The organism is Gallicola sp. Sow4_E12, from assembly GCF_052116305.1.
In the GTDB taxonomy this organism is placed as follows: Bacteria; Bacillota; Clostridia; order Tissierellales; family Peptoniphilaceae; genus JBQKLI01.
Map to the genome: position 1 here is coordinate 57,734 of NZ_JBQKLI010000006.1, position 18,174 is coordinate 75,907.

At 38.2% G+C, this 18,174-nt stretch carries 15 protein-coding genes; 6 read left to right on the plus strand and 9 right to left on the minus strand.

Annotated elements, in window-relative coordinates:
- On the plus strand, positions 1–993 hold the full coding sequence (locus ACTQ46_RS04545) for an isocitrate/isopropylmalate dehydrogenase family protein (protein ID WP_441747737.1): 993 nt from the start codon (positions 1–3) through the stop codon (positions 991–993).
- Positions 994–1,012: 19 nt separating this feature from the next.
- Complete coding sequence (locus ACTQ46_RS04550; protein WP_441747738.1) at positions 1,013–2,374, plus strand: citrate synthase; 1,362 nt, start codon at positions 1,013–1,015, stop codon at positions 2,372–2,374.
- Positions 2,375–2,688: 314 nt separating this feature from the next.
- Here the strand turns inward: ACTQ46_RS04550 and ACTQ46_RS04555 are convergent, their stop codons facing one another.
- The 4 genes from ACTQ46_RS04555 to dnaX are packed head-to-tail and all read right to left on the minus strand — an operon-like array spanning position 2,689 to position 5,723.
- Positions 2,689–3,021, minus strand: coding sequence for an FMN-binding protein (locus ACTQ46_RS04555; RefSeq protein ID WP_441747739.1), 333 nt, complete (start codon positions 3,019–3,021; stop codon positions 2,689–2,691).
- Between the two features lie 51 nt (positions 3,022–3,072).
- Complete coding sequence (recR, locus tag ACTQ46_RS04560) at positions 3,073–3,675, minus strand: recombination mediator RecR (RefSeq protein ID WP_441747740.1); 603 nt, start codon at positions 3,673–3,675, stop codon at positions 3,073–3,075.
- A gap of 8 nt (positions 3,676–3,683) precedes the next feature.
- Positions 3,684–4,019 carry a YbaB/EbfC family nucleoid-associated protein gene (locus tag ACTQ46_RS04565; protein ID WP_441747741.1) on the minus strand — a complete coding sequence of 112 codons (336 nt, stop codon included), beginning with the start codon at positions 4,017–4,019 and terminating at the stop codon, positions 3,684–3,686.
- A 9-nt stretch (positions 4,020–4,028) separates the two neighbouring features.
- The gene (gene dnaX / locus ACTQ46_RS04570) at positions 4,029–5,723 is read right to left on the minus strand and encodes a DNA polymerase III subunit gamma/tau (RefSeq protein ID WP_441747742.1); all 1,695 of its coding nucleotides are present in this window, start codon (positions 5,721–5,723) and stop codon (positions 4,029–4,031) included.
- 127 nt (positions 5,724–5,850) lie between these two features.
- On the opposite strand from dnaX, the gene selA reads away from it, so the two are divergent.
- The 3 genes from selA to ACTQ46_RS04585 all read left to right on the plus strand — a co-directional run bounded on the left by selA (position 5,851) and on the right by ACTQ46_RS04585 (position 10,961).
- Entirely contained in the window at positions 5,851–7,257 is a 1,407-nt protein-coding gene (gene selA / locus ACTQ46_RS04575; protein ID WP_441747743.1) for an L-seryl-tRNA(Sec) selenium transferase, read from the plus strand.
- Complete coding sequence (gene selB, locus ACTQ46_RS04580; RefSeq protein ID WP_441747744.1) at positions 7,254–9,128, plus strand: selenocysteine-specific translation elongation factor; 1,875 nt, start codon at positions 7,254–7,256, stop codon at positions 9,126–9,128. Before selA ends, selB begins: the two co-directional genes overlap by 4 nt.
- Positions 9,129–9,506: 378 nt before the next feature.
- Complete coding sequence (locus ACTQ46_RS04585) at positions 9,507–10,961, plus strand: carbon starvation CstA family protein (RefSeq protein ID WP_441747745.1); 1,455 nt, start codon at positions 9,507–9,509, stop codon at positions 10,959–10,961.
- 319 nt (positions 10,962–11,280) lie between these two features.
- Here the strand turns inward: ACTQ46_RS04585 and ACTQ46_RS04590 are convergent, their stop codons facing one another.
- From ACTQ46_RS04590 to ACTQ46_RS04610, 5 genes are read right to left on the minus strand one after another with little or no spacing between them, the layout of a single operon-like run.
- Complete coding sequence (locus ACTQ46_RS04590; protein WP_441747746.1) at positions 11,281–11,994, minus strand: ABC transporter ATP-binding protein; 714 nt, start codon at positions 11,992–11,994, stop codon at positions 11,281–11,283.
- Positions 11,994–12,815: an ABC transporter ATP-binding protein gene (locus ACTQ46_RS04595; protein WP_441747747.1), complete on the minus strand. Its 822-nt coding sequence runs from the start codon at positions 12,813–12,815 to the stop codon at positions 11,994–11,996. Before ACTQ46_RS04595 ends, ACTQ46_RS04590 begins: the two co-directional genes overlap by 1 nt.
- Positions 12,808–13,791 (minus strand): branched-chain amino acid ABC transporter permease, encoded by a 984-nt coding sequence (locus ACTQ46_RS04600; protein WP_441747748.1) that lies wholly within the window; start codon positions 13,789–13,791, stop codon positions 12,808–12,810. The genes ACTQ46_RS04595 and ACTQ46_RS04600 overlap by 8 nt, the downstream gene beginning before the upstream one ends.
- Position 13,792: 1 nt before the next feature.
- Positions 13,793–14,677 (minus strand): branched-chain amino acid ABC transporter permease, encoded by an 885-nt coding sequence (locus ACTQ46_RS04605; protein ID WP_441747749.1) that lies wholly within the window; start codon positions 14,675–14,677, stop codon positions 13,793–13,795.
- 57 nt (positions 14,678–14,734) lie between these two features.
- Positions 14,735–15,901, minus strand: a complete 1,167-nt coding sequence (locus ACTQ46_RS04610; protein ID WP_441747750.1) for an ABC transporter substrate-binding protein — start codon at positions 15,899–15,901, stop codon at positions 14,735–14,737.
- A 192-nt stretch (positions 15,902–16,093) separates the two neighbouring features.
- On the opposite strand from ACTQ46_RS04610, the gene ACTQ46_RS04615 reads away from it, so the two are divergent.
- Positions 16,094–18,043: a fructose-1,6-bisphosphatase gene (locus ACTQ46_RS04615; protein WP_441747751.1), complete on the plus strand. Its 1,950-nt coding sequence runs from the start codon at positions 16,094–16,096 to the stop codon at positions 18,041–18,043.
- The last annotated feature ends 131 nt before the right edge of the window (positions 18,044–18,174 follow it).

Consider the following 18,174-nt stretch of genomic DNA (forward strand, 5'->3'; position numbering starts at 1 on the left):
ATGGATATTACTTTAATAGAAGGAGATGGAATCGGCCCTGAGATTTCAAAATCTTTAAGAAATGTTTTTGCCGCTTGCGGTTTAGACATCAACTGGGACATCTGCCAAGCAGGAGAAGCGAATTACGAAAAAACAGGAGAGCTTATTAACGACTCTACCTTTGCAAGCTTAGAAAAAAACAAAATCGGCATCAAAGGCCCTATCACCACTCCGATCGGAACAGGATTTCGCTCTATCAATGTATTTCTTCGCAAGAAATATGACCTTTATGCCAATGTACGTCCTGTAAAATCTCTAGGTACAATCGAATCTTTATTTGAAAACATTGATATCACTATTTTTAGAGAAAATACAGAGGATCTATACGCAGGAATCGAAAAGAAGATCAGCGATGACGAAATGCACAGCATCAAAGTCATCACTCGTCAAGGTTCTACAAGAATCGCGAAAGAAGCCTTCGAATTTGCAAAGAAAAATGGTGTTGACAAAGTAACTGTGGTTACAAAAGCCAATATTATGAAGCTTACTGATGGTCTTTTCTTAGAAGTTGCCAGAAATGTGGCAAAAGACTATCCAGAAATCGAATTAGAAGAAGTTCTAGTAGATAATATGTGTATGCAGCTTGTCATGTATCCTCAGCGTTATAAAATTATCCTTACAGAAAATCTGTATGGAGATATTTTATCCGACCTTTGTGCCGGACTCGTAGGAGGACTAGGGCTGATTCCAGGGGCAAATATTGGAGAAGATATCGCAATTTTCGAGCCGGTTCACGGTTCTGCTCCTGATATCGCAGGAAAAAATTATGCCAACCCTACTGCCTTATTACTAAGCGGATGTTTAATGCTTGATTATATCGGCGAACATGAAGCATCTGAGAGAATAAAAAATGCTATCGACAAAGCTTTAAGCGATAAGAAAAATTATACAAGAGATCTTGGAGGCAATGCATCTACCGATGACTTTACTCAAAGCGTAATCTCTAATTTATAAAAAAAGGAGTTGTTGAACTATGAATTCCTCTTTAAATCAGCCAAAAATTCAGCAGATCGAGTCAAAATTATTAAATCTGCTGGAAAAAAACAGTTATGTTAATCCTGAACTTTATACGGAATATAATATAAAAAGAGGTCTGCGTAATTCCAACGGAACTGGAGTTCTAGTAGGAATTACAAGAATTGCCAATGTAGAAGGTTATGTCTTGGAAGACGGAAAGAAAATCCCTACAGACGGAAGATTATTATATCGAGGAATTCCACTCAATGATATCGTAAAGGGCTTCCAAGAGGATAACCGTTTCGGGTTCGAGGAGACGGTTTATCTGCTGCTCTTAGGAGAGCTTCCTTCCAAGGAAAGTTTGGCAAATTTCAGCCAAATGCTGGAACGCTATAAAACCTTCCCTAAATTTTATAACGAAGACATGATTTATAAATCTGTCAGCAAAAATATTATGAATATGATGCAGCGTACAGTACTTAGTTTGTACAACTATGATGACGATCCAGAAAACCTGGAACTTTTGAATACCCTTCGCCAGTCTATCGATATTATTGCAAAGCTGCCGCTTCTTATGGCTTACTGCTTTAATTCGAAGCGTCATTATTACGATAACGATTCGCTGATCATCCATAGACCAAAACCAGGGGCAGGAACTGCGGAAAATATCCTTCATATGCTGCGCAAAGACTGCGAATATACAGAAGAAGAAGCGAAACTCTTAGACCTGTGTCTCGTTGTTCATGCAGAGCACGGCGGCGGTAACAACTCTGCCTTTGCTACTCATGTAGTTTCTTCCTCTGGAACTGATATGTATTCAGCTATCGCAACTGCTATCGGCTCATTAAAAGGGCCAAAACATGGAGGCGCCAATATTATGGTTGCTGAAATGCTCGATAATATTAAAGAAAACTGCAACTGGAAAGATCGTGATTCCGTATCGAATTATTTAGACAAAATCATGAACAAAGAAGCATTCAACAAAACAGGACTTGTGTATGGTATGGGACATGCGATCTATACCATTTCCGATCCTCGAGCAGTTTTATTAAAAGAAAAAGCAAAACAAATGGCAGAAGAAAAAGGTTATGAAGATCAATTCTATCTCTTAAACACAATAGAAGAACTGACTAAAATAAAAATGAAAGAAAAAAAAGGCGACGATTTCGAAATCTGCGCCAATGTCGACTTGTATTCCGGCCTTGTGTATGAAATGCTTGGAATCAACAGACAACTCTATACCCCAATCTTTGCCGTTTCCAGAATTGCAGGATGGTGTGCTCACAGATTAGAACAAATCCGAGACGACAAAATCATGCGACCAGGATATGTATCGATCCGCGATCTGCAGAATTATACTTCTATGAGTGAGAGATAGTTGACCAAAGGTTCAAATTCTATCATCTCGACTAAATAACCAGAAAGCATAATGCTTTCTGGTTTTTTAAATGTAAGGAAATAGTTTTTAGAGAATAGTCAATGAATTGTCTTTACTATAACTTCAAAAACATGCCAAGTACTACGTGTTGAATATTGTATTTTCTTATAATAAAAGAGCAGCATTATTTTATATTTTTATAAACAAAAGGAAAGTGACGACTTATCACTTTCCTGCCTTAACTCCCCTCTCCCCTCTCCCCTCTATCACACTCCACACTTTATTATAGAGGCTTTAAAAAGAATCTTCCTTCTTTATCTTGCATCTTTCAACGCATTTCTCACTGCTTCTTTAAACCCGATACTGGATTCTGTGGCTCCGCTTATGCTGTCTACCTCGGAGGTGTTGTCTTTTTTCATATTCGGTATCATGCCTTCTGTTACCTGTTTCATCATTCGGCTGTTTTCAGAATTCTCCAGTACTTCAATATTTGTAATTTTCCCATCAGAATCGATTACAACTGAGACTCGTATATCGCCGTTTCTCCCTTTTCCTACCGCTTCATAGGTCCCTGCATTATAGCCTCTTGAACAAGAAACTGATAATGGGATTAAAAGGAGAAGCCCTATCAACTTTTTAATATTCATAATATCTCCTCTTTAATCTGTTTCATTTAAAAAGAGAAGGATGCCCTTCTCTTATATGATCTCTGTTCGATTTTGAAGAGCATTTAAAATAGACATCTCGTCAAAATATTCCAGATCAGCGCCGATAGGCACGCCGCTTGCTAATTTTGTTACTCTAACATCTTTGCCTTTCAGCAGTTCTCCGATAAAATTCATCGTTAGATCGCCGTCTACCGTTGGCGATATCGCAAGAATGATCTCGTGTATTGGTTCGTTTTCTACTCTTTCCAAAAGAGAATCGATTCGCAGCTCTTCCGGGTTGATATTATCTCTAGGAGAGATCACTCCTCCCAGTACATGATAAAGCCCATTGTATTGGTGAGTTTTTTCAAGGGATATAATATTGCCGCTGTCTTCAACAACAGTAACTGTTTCCCGATCTCTGGACTGATCTCTGCAGATAGAGCAAGTATCTTCTTCTGCCAAATTACCGCAGATAGAGCAGGGGTGAATCTTTTCTTTTACCGCCATTAAACTTTCAGCAAGTCTTGCTACTTGTTTTTCATCCATTTCCACTATGCGAAGAGCAAGCCTTCTCGCTGATTTCCGTCCAATTGTGGGCAGATTCGATAGTTCGATAATTAGTTTTTCCATGGACTCTGGATATAAACTCATATTTTCTCCTACAGTATTCCAGGAATATTCATTCCTCCGGTTATTTTACCCATTTCGTCTTCGCTTTGTTTCGTTACTTGAGAGATGGCGTCATTGACAGCAACCATAATAAGATCTTGAAGCATTTCTACTTCTTCCGGATCCAGAATATCAGGATCAATGGTTACAGATTTCACTTCTTTTTTTCCATTCACTACTACTTCGATCGCTCCGCCGCCTGCTGTTGCAGTTACTTCGGATTCCTCTAATTTTTTTTGAGTTTCCTCCATTTGCTTCTGCATCTTTTGTACTTGTTTCATCATATTATTCATATTGGGCATTCCGCCGCCTCTGTATTTTGCCATAATAGCCTCCTAGTCAATGATTTCTATATCCTCACCGAATATTTTTTTGATTAATTCAGTGTGATCTATGTTTTTTGTTTTTCTGTTTAATTTTTCATATTCGCTTCTTGTTAAAAGTCTCATTTTTTTACTGCCGAACGCTTCTTCAAAGGAAGACTGAAGATCTTCATAGTTTTTACCTGCTTGAAGACGCTGTATGAAAAAAGCATTGTCGTCCGGAAATATAATATAGACTTGTTCATTATATTCGAACCGGTCTTCCACAAAAGACAGATAATTTCCTAATAAACTTCCTGTTTCTTTCATTTTAACCTCTTCTTGGAACGTTGTCCATAAAGGGTTAAACTCTTCATCAGGCATGCGAAGTTCTTGCGTTTGAACAGATTCAGTTTCCTGAACTGCAGTCTCTTTTGCCGTTTCTGGTTCTATCTCTTCTTCGGGTGTAGAAGCTTTTGGAACACCCTTTTGCTGAGGTTTGTTCTCCTTCGAAGATTCTCTATGAGTTTGCTCCTTCGGCGCTGCAGGAGCCGTTTTTGGGCTCTGAGTCTGTACTGCAGCTCCCTCTTCTTCGAACTGCTGAACTTTTCGCTTTAATGTCTGGATCTGATCGATAAGACTTGTTTCCATTTCCAAAACACAAGCTTTATACAATGCCAGCTGAACTATTACATGGGGCTGCTCAGAGTTTTTTAAAAGATTATTATAATGAACCAGAATATCGATTGTAGTCATGATCTTATCCAAGGGCCATAATTCTGTTAAGCTTTTTAATTTATCCGCCTCTTCTGGGCTGATATCCATATAGCTTTCCATTTTTACCTGTACCATCATCAAACTCTGCAGATATTCTATCAGTTCTTCAAAAGTAGACTCTATCCCTTTTCCTTCAGCTGCAAACTCGAAGCTGTTTAAGGTCCCGTTATAATCTTTTGCAGAAAGACGTTCTAATATTTTAATTAAATCATCTTGTTCTGCAATTCCAAGTACATTTTCCACATCCCTTAGATCATATTCCTCTTTCGATATGGAAAGAACTTGATCGAGACTTGATAAAGCATCTCTCATAGAACCGTCCGCTTTCAAAGCGATTAGATCCGCCGCATCGTCCTTCATTTTAATAGAAAGGTCCTTTAGTATCTTTTGAATATTGCTTTTTATATCTGTGATTTCAATTCTTCTGAATTCATAACGCTGGCATCTGGATAATATTGTAGCCGGAATCTTTTCGAGTTCCGTAGTCGCTAGTATAAAGACTAGATGCTTCGGAGGTTCTTCCATAATCTTTAACAAAGCATTAAAGCCTTCGTTTGTAATCATATGGGCCTCGTCTATAATATAAACTCTATATTTTAAATTTGCCGGCGGATAGACTACCACATCTCTCAACTGTCTGATATCATCGATTCTACGATTCGAAGCAGCATCCATCTCCACAATATCCATGGTTTCTTCGTTTAAACTCATTTTACAGTTTGCACATTCGTTGCAGGGGCTGCCTTCTTTCAAATTCAAACAGTTTATGGCTCGGGCAAATATTTTCGCACAGCTTGTCTTCCCTGTTCCCCTCGTACCGGAAAATAGATAAGCATGTGCAATATTGCCGGATTGAACTTGGCTCTTTAATATTTCCGTGATATGAGACTGTCCATAAACATCGTCAAATGTTTGCGGCCTGTATTCTCTGTATATTGCCTTCTTTGCCATAAAATCCTCCTCTAAGCGTGCTTATAATATTATATCATAAGAGAGATTTTCTTAAAGTATTTCAATCTAGGATAAGATTTCCCTTTATGTTAAGATATAATCAAACTAGAAAATACAGAGGTGACTTATGAATAAGAATGATATACTGCGCAATATCCCATCCGTAGATGAAGCCTTATCCTTTCCCGGCATTAAAGAGTTATCCGACAAAATATATCGTCCCATTATCCTAGAGGGAATACGAGAAGAAATCAAAGAATACCGCCAGATGATATTAAGCCTTTCCGAAGAAGATGCAGGCAATTTTTCTCGAGAAAAAAACGACTGGGAAGAAGCTTTTATAAAAAAAATCAAAATCCGCCAAGAACCTTCCTTGAAAAAAATTATCAACGGAACCGGCGTTATCATCCACACGAATCTAGGCCGGTCTCTTTTGAACGAAACAGTCTTAAAAGACTTCGTCTCCCAAGCAGGATCCTACAATAATTTGGAATATAATATCGAAAAGGGGCAAAGAGGCTCCCGCTACGACCATGTGATATCAACTATTGTAGAATTAACCGGTGCAGAAGATGCTCTGTTGGTAAACAACAATGCAGCTGCGGTTCTTCTCATTCTTTCAGCTTTTTCTTCCGGTGGAAATGCTATTGTTTCCAGAGGAGAATTGGTAGAAATCGGGGGATCCTTCAGAATCCCTGAAATTATGAAATTATCCGGAACCGACTTGGTCGAGGTAGGATCTACAAACAAAACCCATCTCTCCGATTATGAAGATGCTATCAATGAAGAAACAAAACTTCTTATGAAGGTTCATCAAAGCAATTTTAAAATGATGGGTTTTACAGAAGCTGTAGATAATCTCGATTTGAAAAAACTAGCTGATAGATATGATCTTCCTCTTTATGAAGATCTTGGAAGCGGCGTGTTTATAAATTTAGATAAATATGGATTAAGCCATGAGCCTACTGTCCATGAGTCTGTAAAAAAAGACGTTGATATCATTTCTTTCAGCGGCGATAAATTATTAGGCGGACCTCAGGCAGGAATTATCGTGGGCAAGAAAAAATATATCGAAAAAATGAAAAAACATCAGCTGCTAAGAGCTCTTCGTGTAGATAAGATGACCATTTTCTTATTAGAAGAAACATTAAAACTTTATTTAGACGAAAAAATCGCGATAAAAAAAATCCCTACCCTTCAGATGATGACCGCAACAAAAGACGAGCTTATCGAAAAAGCCTCTGCTTTTATGGAATCAAATAAAAACGATCAGATTAAAATCCAATTAAAAAATGGCTTTTCTCAAGTAGGAGGCGGATCTATGCCTACGGAAGAAATTCCGACAGTATTAATGTCGATTTCGATAGGAGATATGACAGCTCATGCCCTTGAAGAAAAGTTAAGACTTTGTTCGGATCCTATTATCGGAAGAATTCAGGATAATGAATATCTATTGGATCCAAGAACTCTTCAAGACAGAGATTATCCCGTTATTGCAAAACAATTACAACATATAGCGCAGGTGAAAGAATGAAACATATTATTGTAGGTACAGCAGGTCATGTCGATCATGGCAAATCAACTTTAATCAAAGCCTTAACAGGCAGAGAAACAGACAATCTGGCTGAAGAAAAAGAAAGAGGCATTTCCATCAATTTAGGTTTTACTTATTTTGACCTGCCTTCTAAAACAAGAGTCGGAATCGTAGATGTTCCAGGCCATGAAAGATTTATCAAGAATATGCTTTCTGGCGCTTCGGGGCTTGATATCGTCTTATTGATTATCGCAGCCGACGAAGGTGTTATGCCCCAAACCATTGAACATGTAGATATCTTATCTTTCCTCAATATTCCAAAGGGAATCGTAGTCTTAACGAAGTGCGACGATGTCGATGAAGAAATTCTTGAACTGGTAAAGGAAGATGTAAAAGACCATCTAAAAAACACCTTCCTTGAAAACGCGCCCATTGTAGAAGTCGACTCCATTACCCGAAGAGGATTAGACCTTCTGGTAGAAACTTTGGACAAAATGGAGGAGGAAGTTCCAGAGAAAAATAATGAAGCTCCTTCTCGAATGAATATCGATCGTGTCTTTACTCTTAAAGGAATCGGCACTGTTGTAACAGGAACTTTAACAGAAGGTACTTTAAATAAAGAAGATGAATACTATCTTTATCCCCAAGAACATCCTATAAAAATTCGTTCGATCCAAGTTCACGGGGAGGATAAAAACAAAGCCTATGCAGGACAGCGTGTCGCTCTCAATATCCCCGGCATTCCTGTCAGCGAGTTAAAACGAGGCGATATTATAGCTGCTAAGAACTCCTTAGAAAAAACGCGGATGATTGACGTAAAGATCTCTCTTACAGACCACAGCCCAAATAAAGTAAAACATTGGGATCGGCTGCGGTTGTTTATCGGTTCTTCGGAGATATTCTGCCGTGCTGTTCCCTTAGAAGATGAAATTCTTCAACCAGGAGAAACAGGTCTTTTTCAGCTTCGATTGGAAGAGGAAATCTACTGCCGCAAAAAAGATATTTTTGTTCTTAGAAGCTACTCCCCTATTCACACTATAGGGGGCGGGGTGATAATCGATACTTCCTCTAAAAAACACAAATACCAAGACGAAGAAGTCATCGACAGCCTTCTTTTAAAAGAAAAAGGCGAATTAAAAGATCTTATTCTGGAGTTTTTAAGAGAACAATCTTCTACTCTGCCGAAATTGGAAGATATCAGCGCTTACACTTCTGAAAATCCAGAAAAAATAAAACAGGAACTTGATCTTCTTGTAGAAGAAGGCAAAGCAGTACACTTTTCATCTATCTATTTGGATAATACCTACTATAAGGAATTAGGCGAGAACTTAAAGCGTATCCTTACAGGATTCCATAAGCATCAGCCCTACAAAAGAGGCATGAAAAAGGAAGAACTCCGCTCTAGAATCAATCCGCTGTTCAAAGGCAAGGAATACAATAGATTTCTTGAAACTTTTAAAGATCAGGGCATCGAGTTTTCCGATACTGTAAGATTCTCAGACCATGAAAAGTCTCTTACAAAAGAGCAGCTCCAACTTAAAACATCTGTATTAAAACGGTTGGAAACTTTAGGATTTACAGATCTTCCTTCCCTTAGCAATTTTGCAGAGAGTCAGGATGAAAAAGATATCTTGGAAGGAGAGCTGGGAAATCTGGTTATTGCATTAAGCGATGAGAAAATAACTCATCTTAATACCTATAAAAAAGCAAAAGAGATCGTAAAAGAACTTGTCCAAGAATCCGGCCGGTTTATTCTAGCCGACTTTAGAACCGCCACCGGCTCCAGCCGTAAAATCAGCACCTTCTTTTTAGACTATATGGACAGTCAAGGTTTCACTAAAAGAATCGAAGATTATAGAATATTATTATAAAACACTAAGATTGTTGCATTTTTGTAACAATCTTTTATTGTTTTATTTTTTTGGAATTATAAAATGCTGCAATTAATTTTTTATAACACTATAATTTATGTTATAATAAAACATATATTTCTCTTTTGAATCTTTTCAATCGTTACAGTTTATTAATAGTTCCTTTTTTATATTTCTTAAAATTTCCGTCTTTTTTGTCTACTACTTCTACTCTGCTCTTTATTTTCACTCAAATTTATTAAATAAATGCAACAATATCAAGGGCTATTTACTTATGTTTTATATTTGAAAAATAAAATAAAAAGTACTATTCTCTTTTTGTACTCATTGTTAAATAATTATAAATAAGAGTATATTCATTTTAAGGAGGAGAGAACAATGATACTTTTTTTAATCGGTGTTATAATACTGATTGTTGGAGGATTTTTCTATAGCAAGATTTGCGAAAAACAAATCGAGCCTGATGATAGAATAACTCCTGCTCAAAGCAAAGCCGACGGTTTAGATTATGTAGGAATGTCAAAACTTAAGAATCTGCTGATAGAAGTTCTTAATATAGCAGGAACAGGTCCCATTTTAGGGCCTATACAAGGGATTCTTTTTGGCCCTGTTGCCTTTATCGCAATTCCTTTAGGAAATATCTTTGCAGGCAGTGTACATGATTACTTTAACGGCATGATTTCTATGAGAAACGGCGGTGCACAGATCCCTCGTTTGATTCAAAAATATCTCGGCAAACCTGTAAAAGCTTTCTATAATATTGTTATCGCTATACTGCTTTTACTTACAGGTGTAGTATTTATCTACACTCCAGGGGATCTGATTATGACGGATATATTAAAATTAGATGCTCAGAATAATCTGATCTGGATCGTATATGCAATTATATTTGTATATTATTTATTATCAACTATATTACCTATCGATAAAATTATCGGAAGAATCTACCCATTATTTGGAGTATTCCTCCTAGTTTCCGCAATCGGAGTATTTATCGGAATTCTTCGTTTCGGTGGCGGTAATTTAGCCTTTGCAGATTTCGGTTTATTTGCAGATCATCCTTTTGGCCAACGTTTTATTCCGTCTTTCTTTATAACAGTTGCCTGTGGTATTTTATCCGGTTTCCACGGATCACAATCTACATTGATCTCTAGAACTGTTATGCATGAAAAAGAAGGAACTATGACTTTCTATGGCGCTATGGTTATTGAAGGTCTAATCGCTATGTGCTGGGCTGGCGGGGCAATGATTCTCTTCTCTTCCGGACAAGCTGCATTAGATACAAGCGCAACGTTAATGGTAGGTCAGATTTCTAGAGCCTTTATGGGAAATATCGGCGGCCTTCTTGCAGTTATCGGAGTTGTCGTACTTCCAATCACAAGCGGTGATACCTCTTTTAGAGCTTTGCGTTTAATCATCGCAGAAGAATTCAATATCAGCCAAAAAGAAGCAAAAAACAGAATTGCTATCGCAATTGGGATTTTTATTCCAGCTCTGATTATTCTTTTCTTTGCTAAAACAGATCCGCAAGGATTTAATAAACTATGGAGATATTTCGGATTCACAAATCAATTTGTTGCAATATTTGCATTAGCAATGGCGACATCTTATCTTTATGTTAATAAGAAAGCTTATTTGATGACACATATTCCAGGCATCTTCTACACCTTTATCGTTTTTGCCTTTATCTTAGCAGAACAAGATATCGGACTTGGAATTGATTATACCATCAGTTTAATCATCGCCGCAGTGCTTGCTCTTGTATACGGTTTTGGTGTTATCAAAATTGCAAAGAATCGAAAAGAAGTTATCCCAACCATCCATCTAGAATAGAATAACCCAAAGACCTATTGCCAAAGTGCAATAGGTCTTTTTCTCTGTCCTTTCTAAATCTTCATTGAGAAACAATCTCCATATTTCTGCCAGCCCTATGTTCTAGACCCTGTAGCCTACAATCTATCTTCTATCTGACTTTTGATCTAAGGAAGTTTTAAGCTTTTGGATTTCTTAGTTTCAGTACTTTCACGATACTCAAAAGGTCTTAGTTTCCAATCCTAGGAGAGGATGAAGGGCGCCTAAGCCCCCTCAGGAAATCCCGGCTAGATGCTAAGTTTCTGAAGCAGAACAAAAAAAGAACCCCCGAAGGGATTCTTTATGCTCCAAGATATGCTTTTTTTACATCTTCATTTTCAGCTAATTCTTTTGCTGGTCCTTCCATACCGATTCTTCCTGTTTCGATAACATAAGCACGATCCGCAATAGATAGAGCCATTCTGGCATTTTGTTCGACGAGTAGGATCGTCGTTCCTTTTTTGTTTAGTTCAACTATCGTTTTAAATATTTCCTTTACAAATAAAGGCGATAATCCCATAGAGGGTTCATCTAAAATCAAAAGTTTTGGTCTAGACATTACAGCTCTTCCCATGGCAAGCATCTGCTGCTCGCCTCCAGATAATGTTCCTGCAAGCTGCTGCTTTCTTTCTCTCATACGAGGGAAAATATCGTAAAAACGCTTACGATTTGCTTTAAGGCCCTCTGCCGTATCTTTTACTGTAAAAGCGCCTAAACGTACATTATCGCTAACAGAAAGCTGAGAAAAGACCCTTCTTCCTTCCGGAACTTGGGCGATACCCATTTTTACAATATTATGGGCTCTCTCTTTTGTAATATCTTTTCCGTTAAAAAGAATCGTTCCAGTCTTTGGACGGATAATTCCAGAGATTGTTTGAAGTGTTGTTGTTTTTCCAGCACCATTTGCACCGATAAGGGAAACAATCTCTCCCTCTTCTACTTTTAGACTAACATCTTTTATTGCGTGGATATTTCCATAATAAACATTAAGCTCGTTGATTTCCAAGACAGACATTATTTCACCTCCTCCGTTTCTTCAACCTTATCTTCCAACTCCTCGGCATCTTCGGCAGTTCCCAAGTAAGCTGTTACTACACGGGGATCATTTACTGTTTCGATCGGATCTCCCTGAGCGATGATTTTTCCATGGTCCAGCACTATGATTCTTTCGCAGATTCCAAGAACGAGTTTCATATCGTGTTCGATTAGAAGAATAGAGATATTGAATTTATCGCGGATCAGCCGGATTGTTTCCATAAGTTCCTCAGTTTCTTTCGGATTCATCCCTGCAGCCGGTTCATCTAACAAAAGCAGCTTCGGCTTTGTAGACATGGCTCTCGCAATTTCAAGTTTTCTCTGCTGTCCATAGGGAAGATTCTCCGCGTCCACATCTGCATATTGATCAAGATCGAATATACTCAACAGCTTTAAGGCTTCTTCTCTTTCTCTCTTTTCTTCTTTCCAAAAGGCAGGAAGCCGGAAAGCGCCAGTAAGAGGCTTATATTCCATGTTGAAATTGTTAGCCACGATTACATTATCGAGTACCGACATTTTGCTAAACAGGCGGATATTTTGGAATGTTCGGGCGATTCCGCTTTGCACTAGTTTATAAGTGTGGACTTTATCGACATTCTTTCCGTCAAATTCATACTCTCCAGAAGTCGGAGTATAGACACCGGTAAGTATATTAAAAACAGTAGTTTTACCTGCTCCATTCGGTCCGATCAGCCCTACAAGTTCATTTTGTCCGATTTCCATATTAAAATGATCTACCGCTGTAAGTCCGCCGAAAACGATGGATATATCTTTTGCTCTTAAAACTTTTTCATTACTCACGTAGTTCTCCTCCTTCCTTCTTTTTCCTATTTCTAAATTTGTTTACAAATTTTGTAATGTGGAATTCTTTTCTGCCTAGAAGGCCTGACGGACGGAAAATCATCATGATGATTAAAATCAAAGAATAGATAATCATACGATAGTCGTTGAATCCACGAAGCATTTCCGGCAAAATAGTCAATACTGTAGCAGAAATAGTTGCTCCGGTAAAAGATCCCATTCCGCCAAGTACCACCATTACTAATATATTGATTGAATAGTTGAAATCAAATTGTTTCGCATTTAAAACACCCATCTGATGAGCGTACATTCCCCCGGCAATTCCTGCAAAAACTGCTGAAATTACAAAGGCAAACACTTTATAATACGTTGTATTGATCCCTACGGAGTCGCTGGCAATTTCATCCTCTCGAATAGCAAGAATTGCTCTTCCGTGTCGGCTGGTCATCATAGAATACATAAAAGCTACAGATGCTGCCATCAGGATAAAAAATACTGTAAAGTTTTGGAATCTTGGAATTCCAGACAACCCTTGTGCTCCTCCCGTAAAATCAAAGAACTCGATTAGAACACGGATGATCTCCCCAAAAGCTAATGTAATAATCGCAAGATAATCTCCTCTTAGCCGAAGTCCTGGAATACCGATGATAACACCTACGATTCCCGCAACGATTCCAGCGATTACCAGGGAAATCAAAAATCCAGGCAATCCGTCAACAATATGAGCTTTTGAGAACAATCCTGCTGCATAGGCACCGATAGACATAAACCCGGCATGTCCTAATGTTATCTGTCCCAGTGTACCTACAGTAACATTAAGACTGACTGCGAGAATAATATTGATGCAAATCAGATTTATAAGAGACGACCAATAACGAGATAACAATCCAGCAGACATTAGAGAGAATACAATCGCATAAACAACAGCTAAAACAACCACTGTCAATATATAGATCTGTTTTTTATTCGTTGGCATACTACACCTTCTCTCTTTTGTTTTTGCCTAAAAGACCAGTTGGTTTTACTAATAAGACCACAATCAAAATACCAAATACAAAGGCATCTCGTAATTGTGTGGATATATAGGCCATCGTTAAGGCTTCTACAATTCCTAGAATAAATCCTCCAAGCACAGCCCCTGGAATAATTCCGATCCCTCCAAGAACTGCTGCAACAAAGGCTTTAATTCCAAGCATTGAACCCATAGTCGGCTGAATCTGCGGATAACTTGATAGATAAAGAATAGATCCAACTGCTGCTAATGCACTTCCGATAGCGAATGTTAATGAAATCGCTGTATCGATATTAATCCCTACAAGTTTTGCTGCCGTTGCATCTTCACTGGTAGCCACCATAGCTTTTCCGTATTTTGTCTTTTTCATAAATAGCTGAAGCAGAATGGTTAAAGCAATCGTTACAACGATAGTGATAAATATATTAAAGTTGATCGATAATTCTCCTATATGCAGCGGTTCCATTTCGAACACGCTTGGAAAAGGCCTAGCCCCTGTTCCGATATATTTCATCGCTAAATTCTGCAATAATAAGCTGACTCCGATAGCTGTAATCAAGGCAGAGATTCTAGGAGAATTTCTTAAAGGTTTATAGGCTAATCTCTCGATTACCGTCCCTAAAATTGTACAAAAGATTACAGCTGGAAGCACTGAAGCCCAAACCGGCAATCCCATTGAATTTAAAAGGGGAATGCTGAACAATGCAACATACGAGCCCACCATCAGGATATCTCCGTGAGCAAAGTTGATTAGTTTTGCAATTCCATAAACCATTGTATATCCCAACGCCACTAAAGCGTAAATACTGCCAAGCTGGAGTCCATTAATTATTTGAAGTATGAATTTCAAAATTTTCCTCCTCATGAAAGAGACCATCTCCACGGGAGATGGCCCTCTCTGATATTATTATTTTGGCGCAATCACTGAATCTAACGTATAGTCGCCATCTACAACCTTAATCATAGATACAGATTTGATTGGATTGTTGTTATCGTCAAACTCTAGATGTCCAGTGACACCGTCGAATTGAATACCTTTTAATCCATCTACAATCGCCTGCTTGTCCTCAGTAGAACCAGCTTTTTCAATAGCATCTTTCAGCATATAGATTCCGTCATATGCTAATGCAGAGAAAGCAGAAGGTTCTTCGCCATTTTTTTCTGTATAAGATTTAATAAAGTTTTGTACTTTTTCGTTTTCGTCTTTTACAGAATAGTGATTTGTAAAGATCGCTCCTTCTACAGTGTCAATAGCTGATGCATCTACTTGTTTTGCAACTCCATCCCATCCATCAGGACCGATCATAGTTGATTGGATTCCAACTTCTCTTGCTTGCGGTGCAATAAGAGCGATAATTTGGTAATAATCAGGAATCATTAGTACGTCTGGATTTGTTCCAGCAATATTTGTTAATTGCGCTCTAAAGTCTGTATCTGTGTTTCCATAAGACTCTTCTGCAACAATCTCGATTCCTAATTCTTCTGCTTTTGTTTTAAACGCTTCTGCAACTCCGTTTGAGTAGTCGCTAGAAGTATTTGTCATAATAGCTGCTCTTTTGCCTTGCATATTGTCATTTACATATTGCGCAAGCATCTCTCCTTGGAAAGGATCTGTAAAACATACACGGAAAACATTAGGTCTTCCTTCTGTAATAGAGAACTGAGTTCCAGTAGGAGTGATCATCGGCATATTATCCGTTACAGCCATTTCTGCTACAGCACCTGTAGGCTGAGAAGTGATAGCCCCCAATAGAGCAACCATTCCTTCATCTACTAATTTGTTGTAAGCATTTGTAGCTTCTGTGATATCGCCTTTATCATCTTCTACTCTAAAATCGATTTGCTTTCCTAAAATACCGCCGTTGGCATTGATTTCTTCTACCGCAAGTTTTGCGCCGTTTGTAGCTGTTGTTCCATAAATCGCTACATTCCCAGTTAACGGTGCAATCCCGCCGATAATAATGCTGTCTGAATCAGCACCTCCGCCGCCATTTCCACCAGCTCCGCCGCATGCTGTTAGTAAAAATCCTAAGCTTAGCGTCGCTGCTATTAATTTAATAAATTTGTTTTTCATCTCTTCTCCTTCCTTGTGGCTTTTCGCCACTGATAATGCTACTATTATACCAAATAGAGGCTAAAAATACTATTGCTTTATAGAGATAAAGCCCCTTTTACAGAGGAATTATATCACAACTATGGTTCTTTTTTTCAGGAATGATATAATAAAATAAAGTAGGCATATTTAACGATAATAAGGAGAGTATGAATGAAAAGTCGACGATATTTAGAACTGCTTTCAAAAAAATACAAGACCATTGAAGAAGCTTCCAGCGAAATTATTGAACTCACTGCCGTTTCTGTCCTGCCAAAGGGCACAGAATACTTTTTAAGCGACCTTCACGGTCAGCACGATGCCTTTGCCAGAATCTTAAGAAGCGCTTCCGGGAATACAAGGGATAAAATATCTCTAGAATTTGGCGGCAGTCTTTCAGAAAATGAAAAGAACCAATTGTCCAACCTTATCTACGAGCCTTCAAAATTTATGAATCTGATGAAAGATAATAAGAAATTTACTCCTATCTGGATTAGGAAAACGATTATAAACCTTCTAAGGGTTTTAGAACGGGTTGCAGCAAAATATTCTCGCCACAAAGTACGTACTAAAATTCCGGGACATTATCGCGAATTAATCGATGAGATGCTGAACGTAAGCGGCGAAGAAATGAATAAAAGCGAATATTTCAACACCTTAATCGATACAATTATCGAAATCGACGCTTCCTTTGACTTCATCCGCACTATCTGCCACGTTATCCAGGATCTAAGCATCGACCACCTGCACATTGTAGGGGATATTTACGATCGAGGCGTTCGCCCCGATAAAATAGTCGATATCCTGATGATCCGGGAAAATGTCGATCTTCAATTCGGCAATCATGATGTTCTCTGGATCGGAGCGGCTCTTGGCAATGAATCTCTCATCTGCAATGTAATACGAAACGCCTTAAGCTACAGCAATTATGAATCTATCGAAGCGGCTTATGCGATTAATTTAAGACCTTTGTCTGTCTTTGCAGAAAGTACATACGGGGACGATCCTTGCGAAAGATTCCAGCCCCGCATCTTGACTCCAAACAAATACGACAATTTTTCAAAAGATATTACTGCAAAAATGTACAAAGCCATTTCCATGATCCAGTTTAAACTCACAAGCCAGCTCATCGACCGCAATCCAGAACTTGGCATGGATCATCGAAATGTATTCCGCAAAGTGGATTTTAAAAGAAATATTTATACAGATTGGGATGGAAAAGAGTATCCTCTTCTAGATGATCATTTTCCCACTATTGATCCTGATTTCCCGAGTCGTTTAACCGAAGAAGAAAAACAGATTATATCTTTGCTTAAATCTTCTTTTGCCCATAGCGAAAAGCTTCAAAAACATATCCGATATCTTCTTAATATCGGAAGCGTTTATAAAATCATGAACTCAAATATTTTAGTTCACGGCTGCATACCGATGGAAAAAGACGGATCTTTCTCTACATTTGAATATGAAGGGGAAGTTTACAGCGGAAAAAGCCTTCTCGACTTTTTTGACAACCAAGTTCGTCTGGCACAGCACAGTACTCACAAATTGAAACGCCAGAAAGCCATCGATATGTTCTGGTATATGTGGTGCGGTCCAAAATCTCCTATGTTTGGAAAAAGCCAATTATCTGCTTTCGAAAATTTATTTGTCGACGACAAAGGTGTCCGCGAAGAATACTATAATCCGTATTACGCATTAAGCAAAGAAGAAAAATATGTAGATAAAATATTCGAAGAATTCGGACTAGATCCTAAAAGATCTCATATAATAAACGGACATGTTCCCGTTAAAATGAAAGATGGAGAAAAGCCCATTTCCGCAAATGGAAAAGTATATGTAATCGATGGCGGGATTTCAAAAGCTTATCAGCCAAAAACAGGAATCGCAGGCTACACGTTAACCTTCAACTCCCATAATCTTTCTTTAGCAGAACATTCCAATTATGAAACAATGGAAACAGTCCACGGCGCCTATACTCCAAAGGTCCATGTAACCGAAAAATTTTCCGAAAGAATTCTAATCAAAGATACGGACGAAGGAAAAGCCCTTCAAAATACAATTGAAGAATTAAAAGAACTGCTTAACGCTTATCGAACAGGTGAAATCCGAGAGGATATGGACTAAAAAAAGAGGGAGCAGGTTGTAGGTTATAGGAAATAGGGATTGAAAACTTTTGAGCTAATGGCTCAAAAGTTTTCAATCCCTACTGCCTAGTATCTATTACCTGCTCCCTTATTTACTCTCTCTTACTTAGC

Coding starts and splice junctions, on each gene's coding strand:
- ACTQ46_RS04545 (WP_441747737.1), top strand. CDS start 1: ATGGATATTACTTTAATAGAAGGAGATGGAATCGGCCCTGAGATTTCA.
- ACTQ46_RS04550 (WP_441747738.1), top strand. CDS start 1,013: ATGAATTCCTCTTTAAATCAGCCAAAAATTCAGCAGATCGAGTCAAAA.
- ACTQ46_RS04555 (WP_441747739.1), bottom strand. CDS start 3,021: ATGAATATTAAAAAGTTGATAGGGCTTCTCCTTTTAATCCCATTATCA.
- recR (WP_441747740.1), bottom strand. CDS start 3,675: ATGAGTTTATATCCAGAGTCCATGGAAAAACTAATTATCGAACTATCG.
- ACTQ46_RS04565 (WP_441747741.1), bottom strand. CDS start 4,019: ATGGCAAAATACAGAGGCGGCGGAATGCCCAATATGAATAATATGATG.
- dnaX (WP_441747742.1), bottom strand. CDS start 5,723: ATGGCAAAGAAGGCAATATACAGAGAATACAGGCCGCAAACATTTGAC.
- selA (WP_441747743.1), top strand. CDS start 5,851: ATGAATAAGAATGATATACTGCGCAATATCCCATCCGTAGATGAAGCC.
- selB (WP_441747744.1), top strand. CDS start 7,254: ATGAAACATATTATTGTAGGTACAGCAGGTCATGTCGATCATGGCAAA.
- ACTQ46_RS04585 (WP_441747745.1), top strand. CDS start 9,507: ATGATACTTTTTTTAATCGGTGTTATAATACTGATTGTTGGAGGATTT.
- ACTQ46_RS04590 (WP_441747746.1), bottom strand. CDS start 11,994: ATGTCTGTCTTGGAAATCAACGAGCTTAATGTTTATTATGGAAATATC.
- ACTQ46_RS04600 (WP_441747748.1), bottom strand. CDS start 13,791: ATGCCAACGAATAAAAAACAGATCTATATATTGACAGTGGTTGTTTTA.
- ACTQ46_RS04610 (WP_441747750.1), bottom strand. CDS start 15,901: ATGAAAAACAAATTTATTAAATTAATAGCAGCGACGCTAAGCTTAGGA.
- ACTQ46_RS04615 (WP_441747751.1), top strand. CDS start 16,094: ATGAAAAGTCGACGATATTTAGAACTGCTTTCAAAAAAATACAAGACC.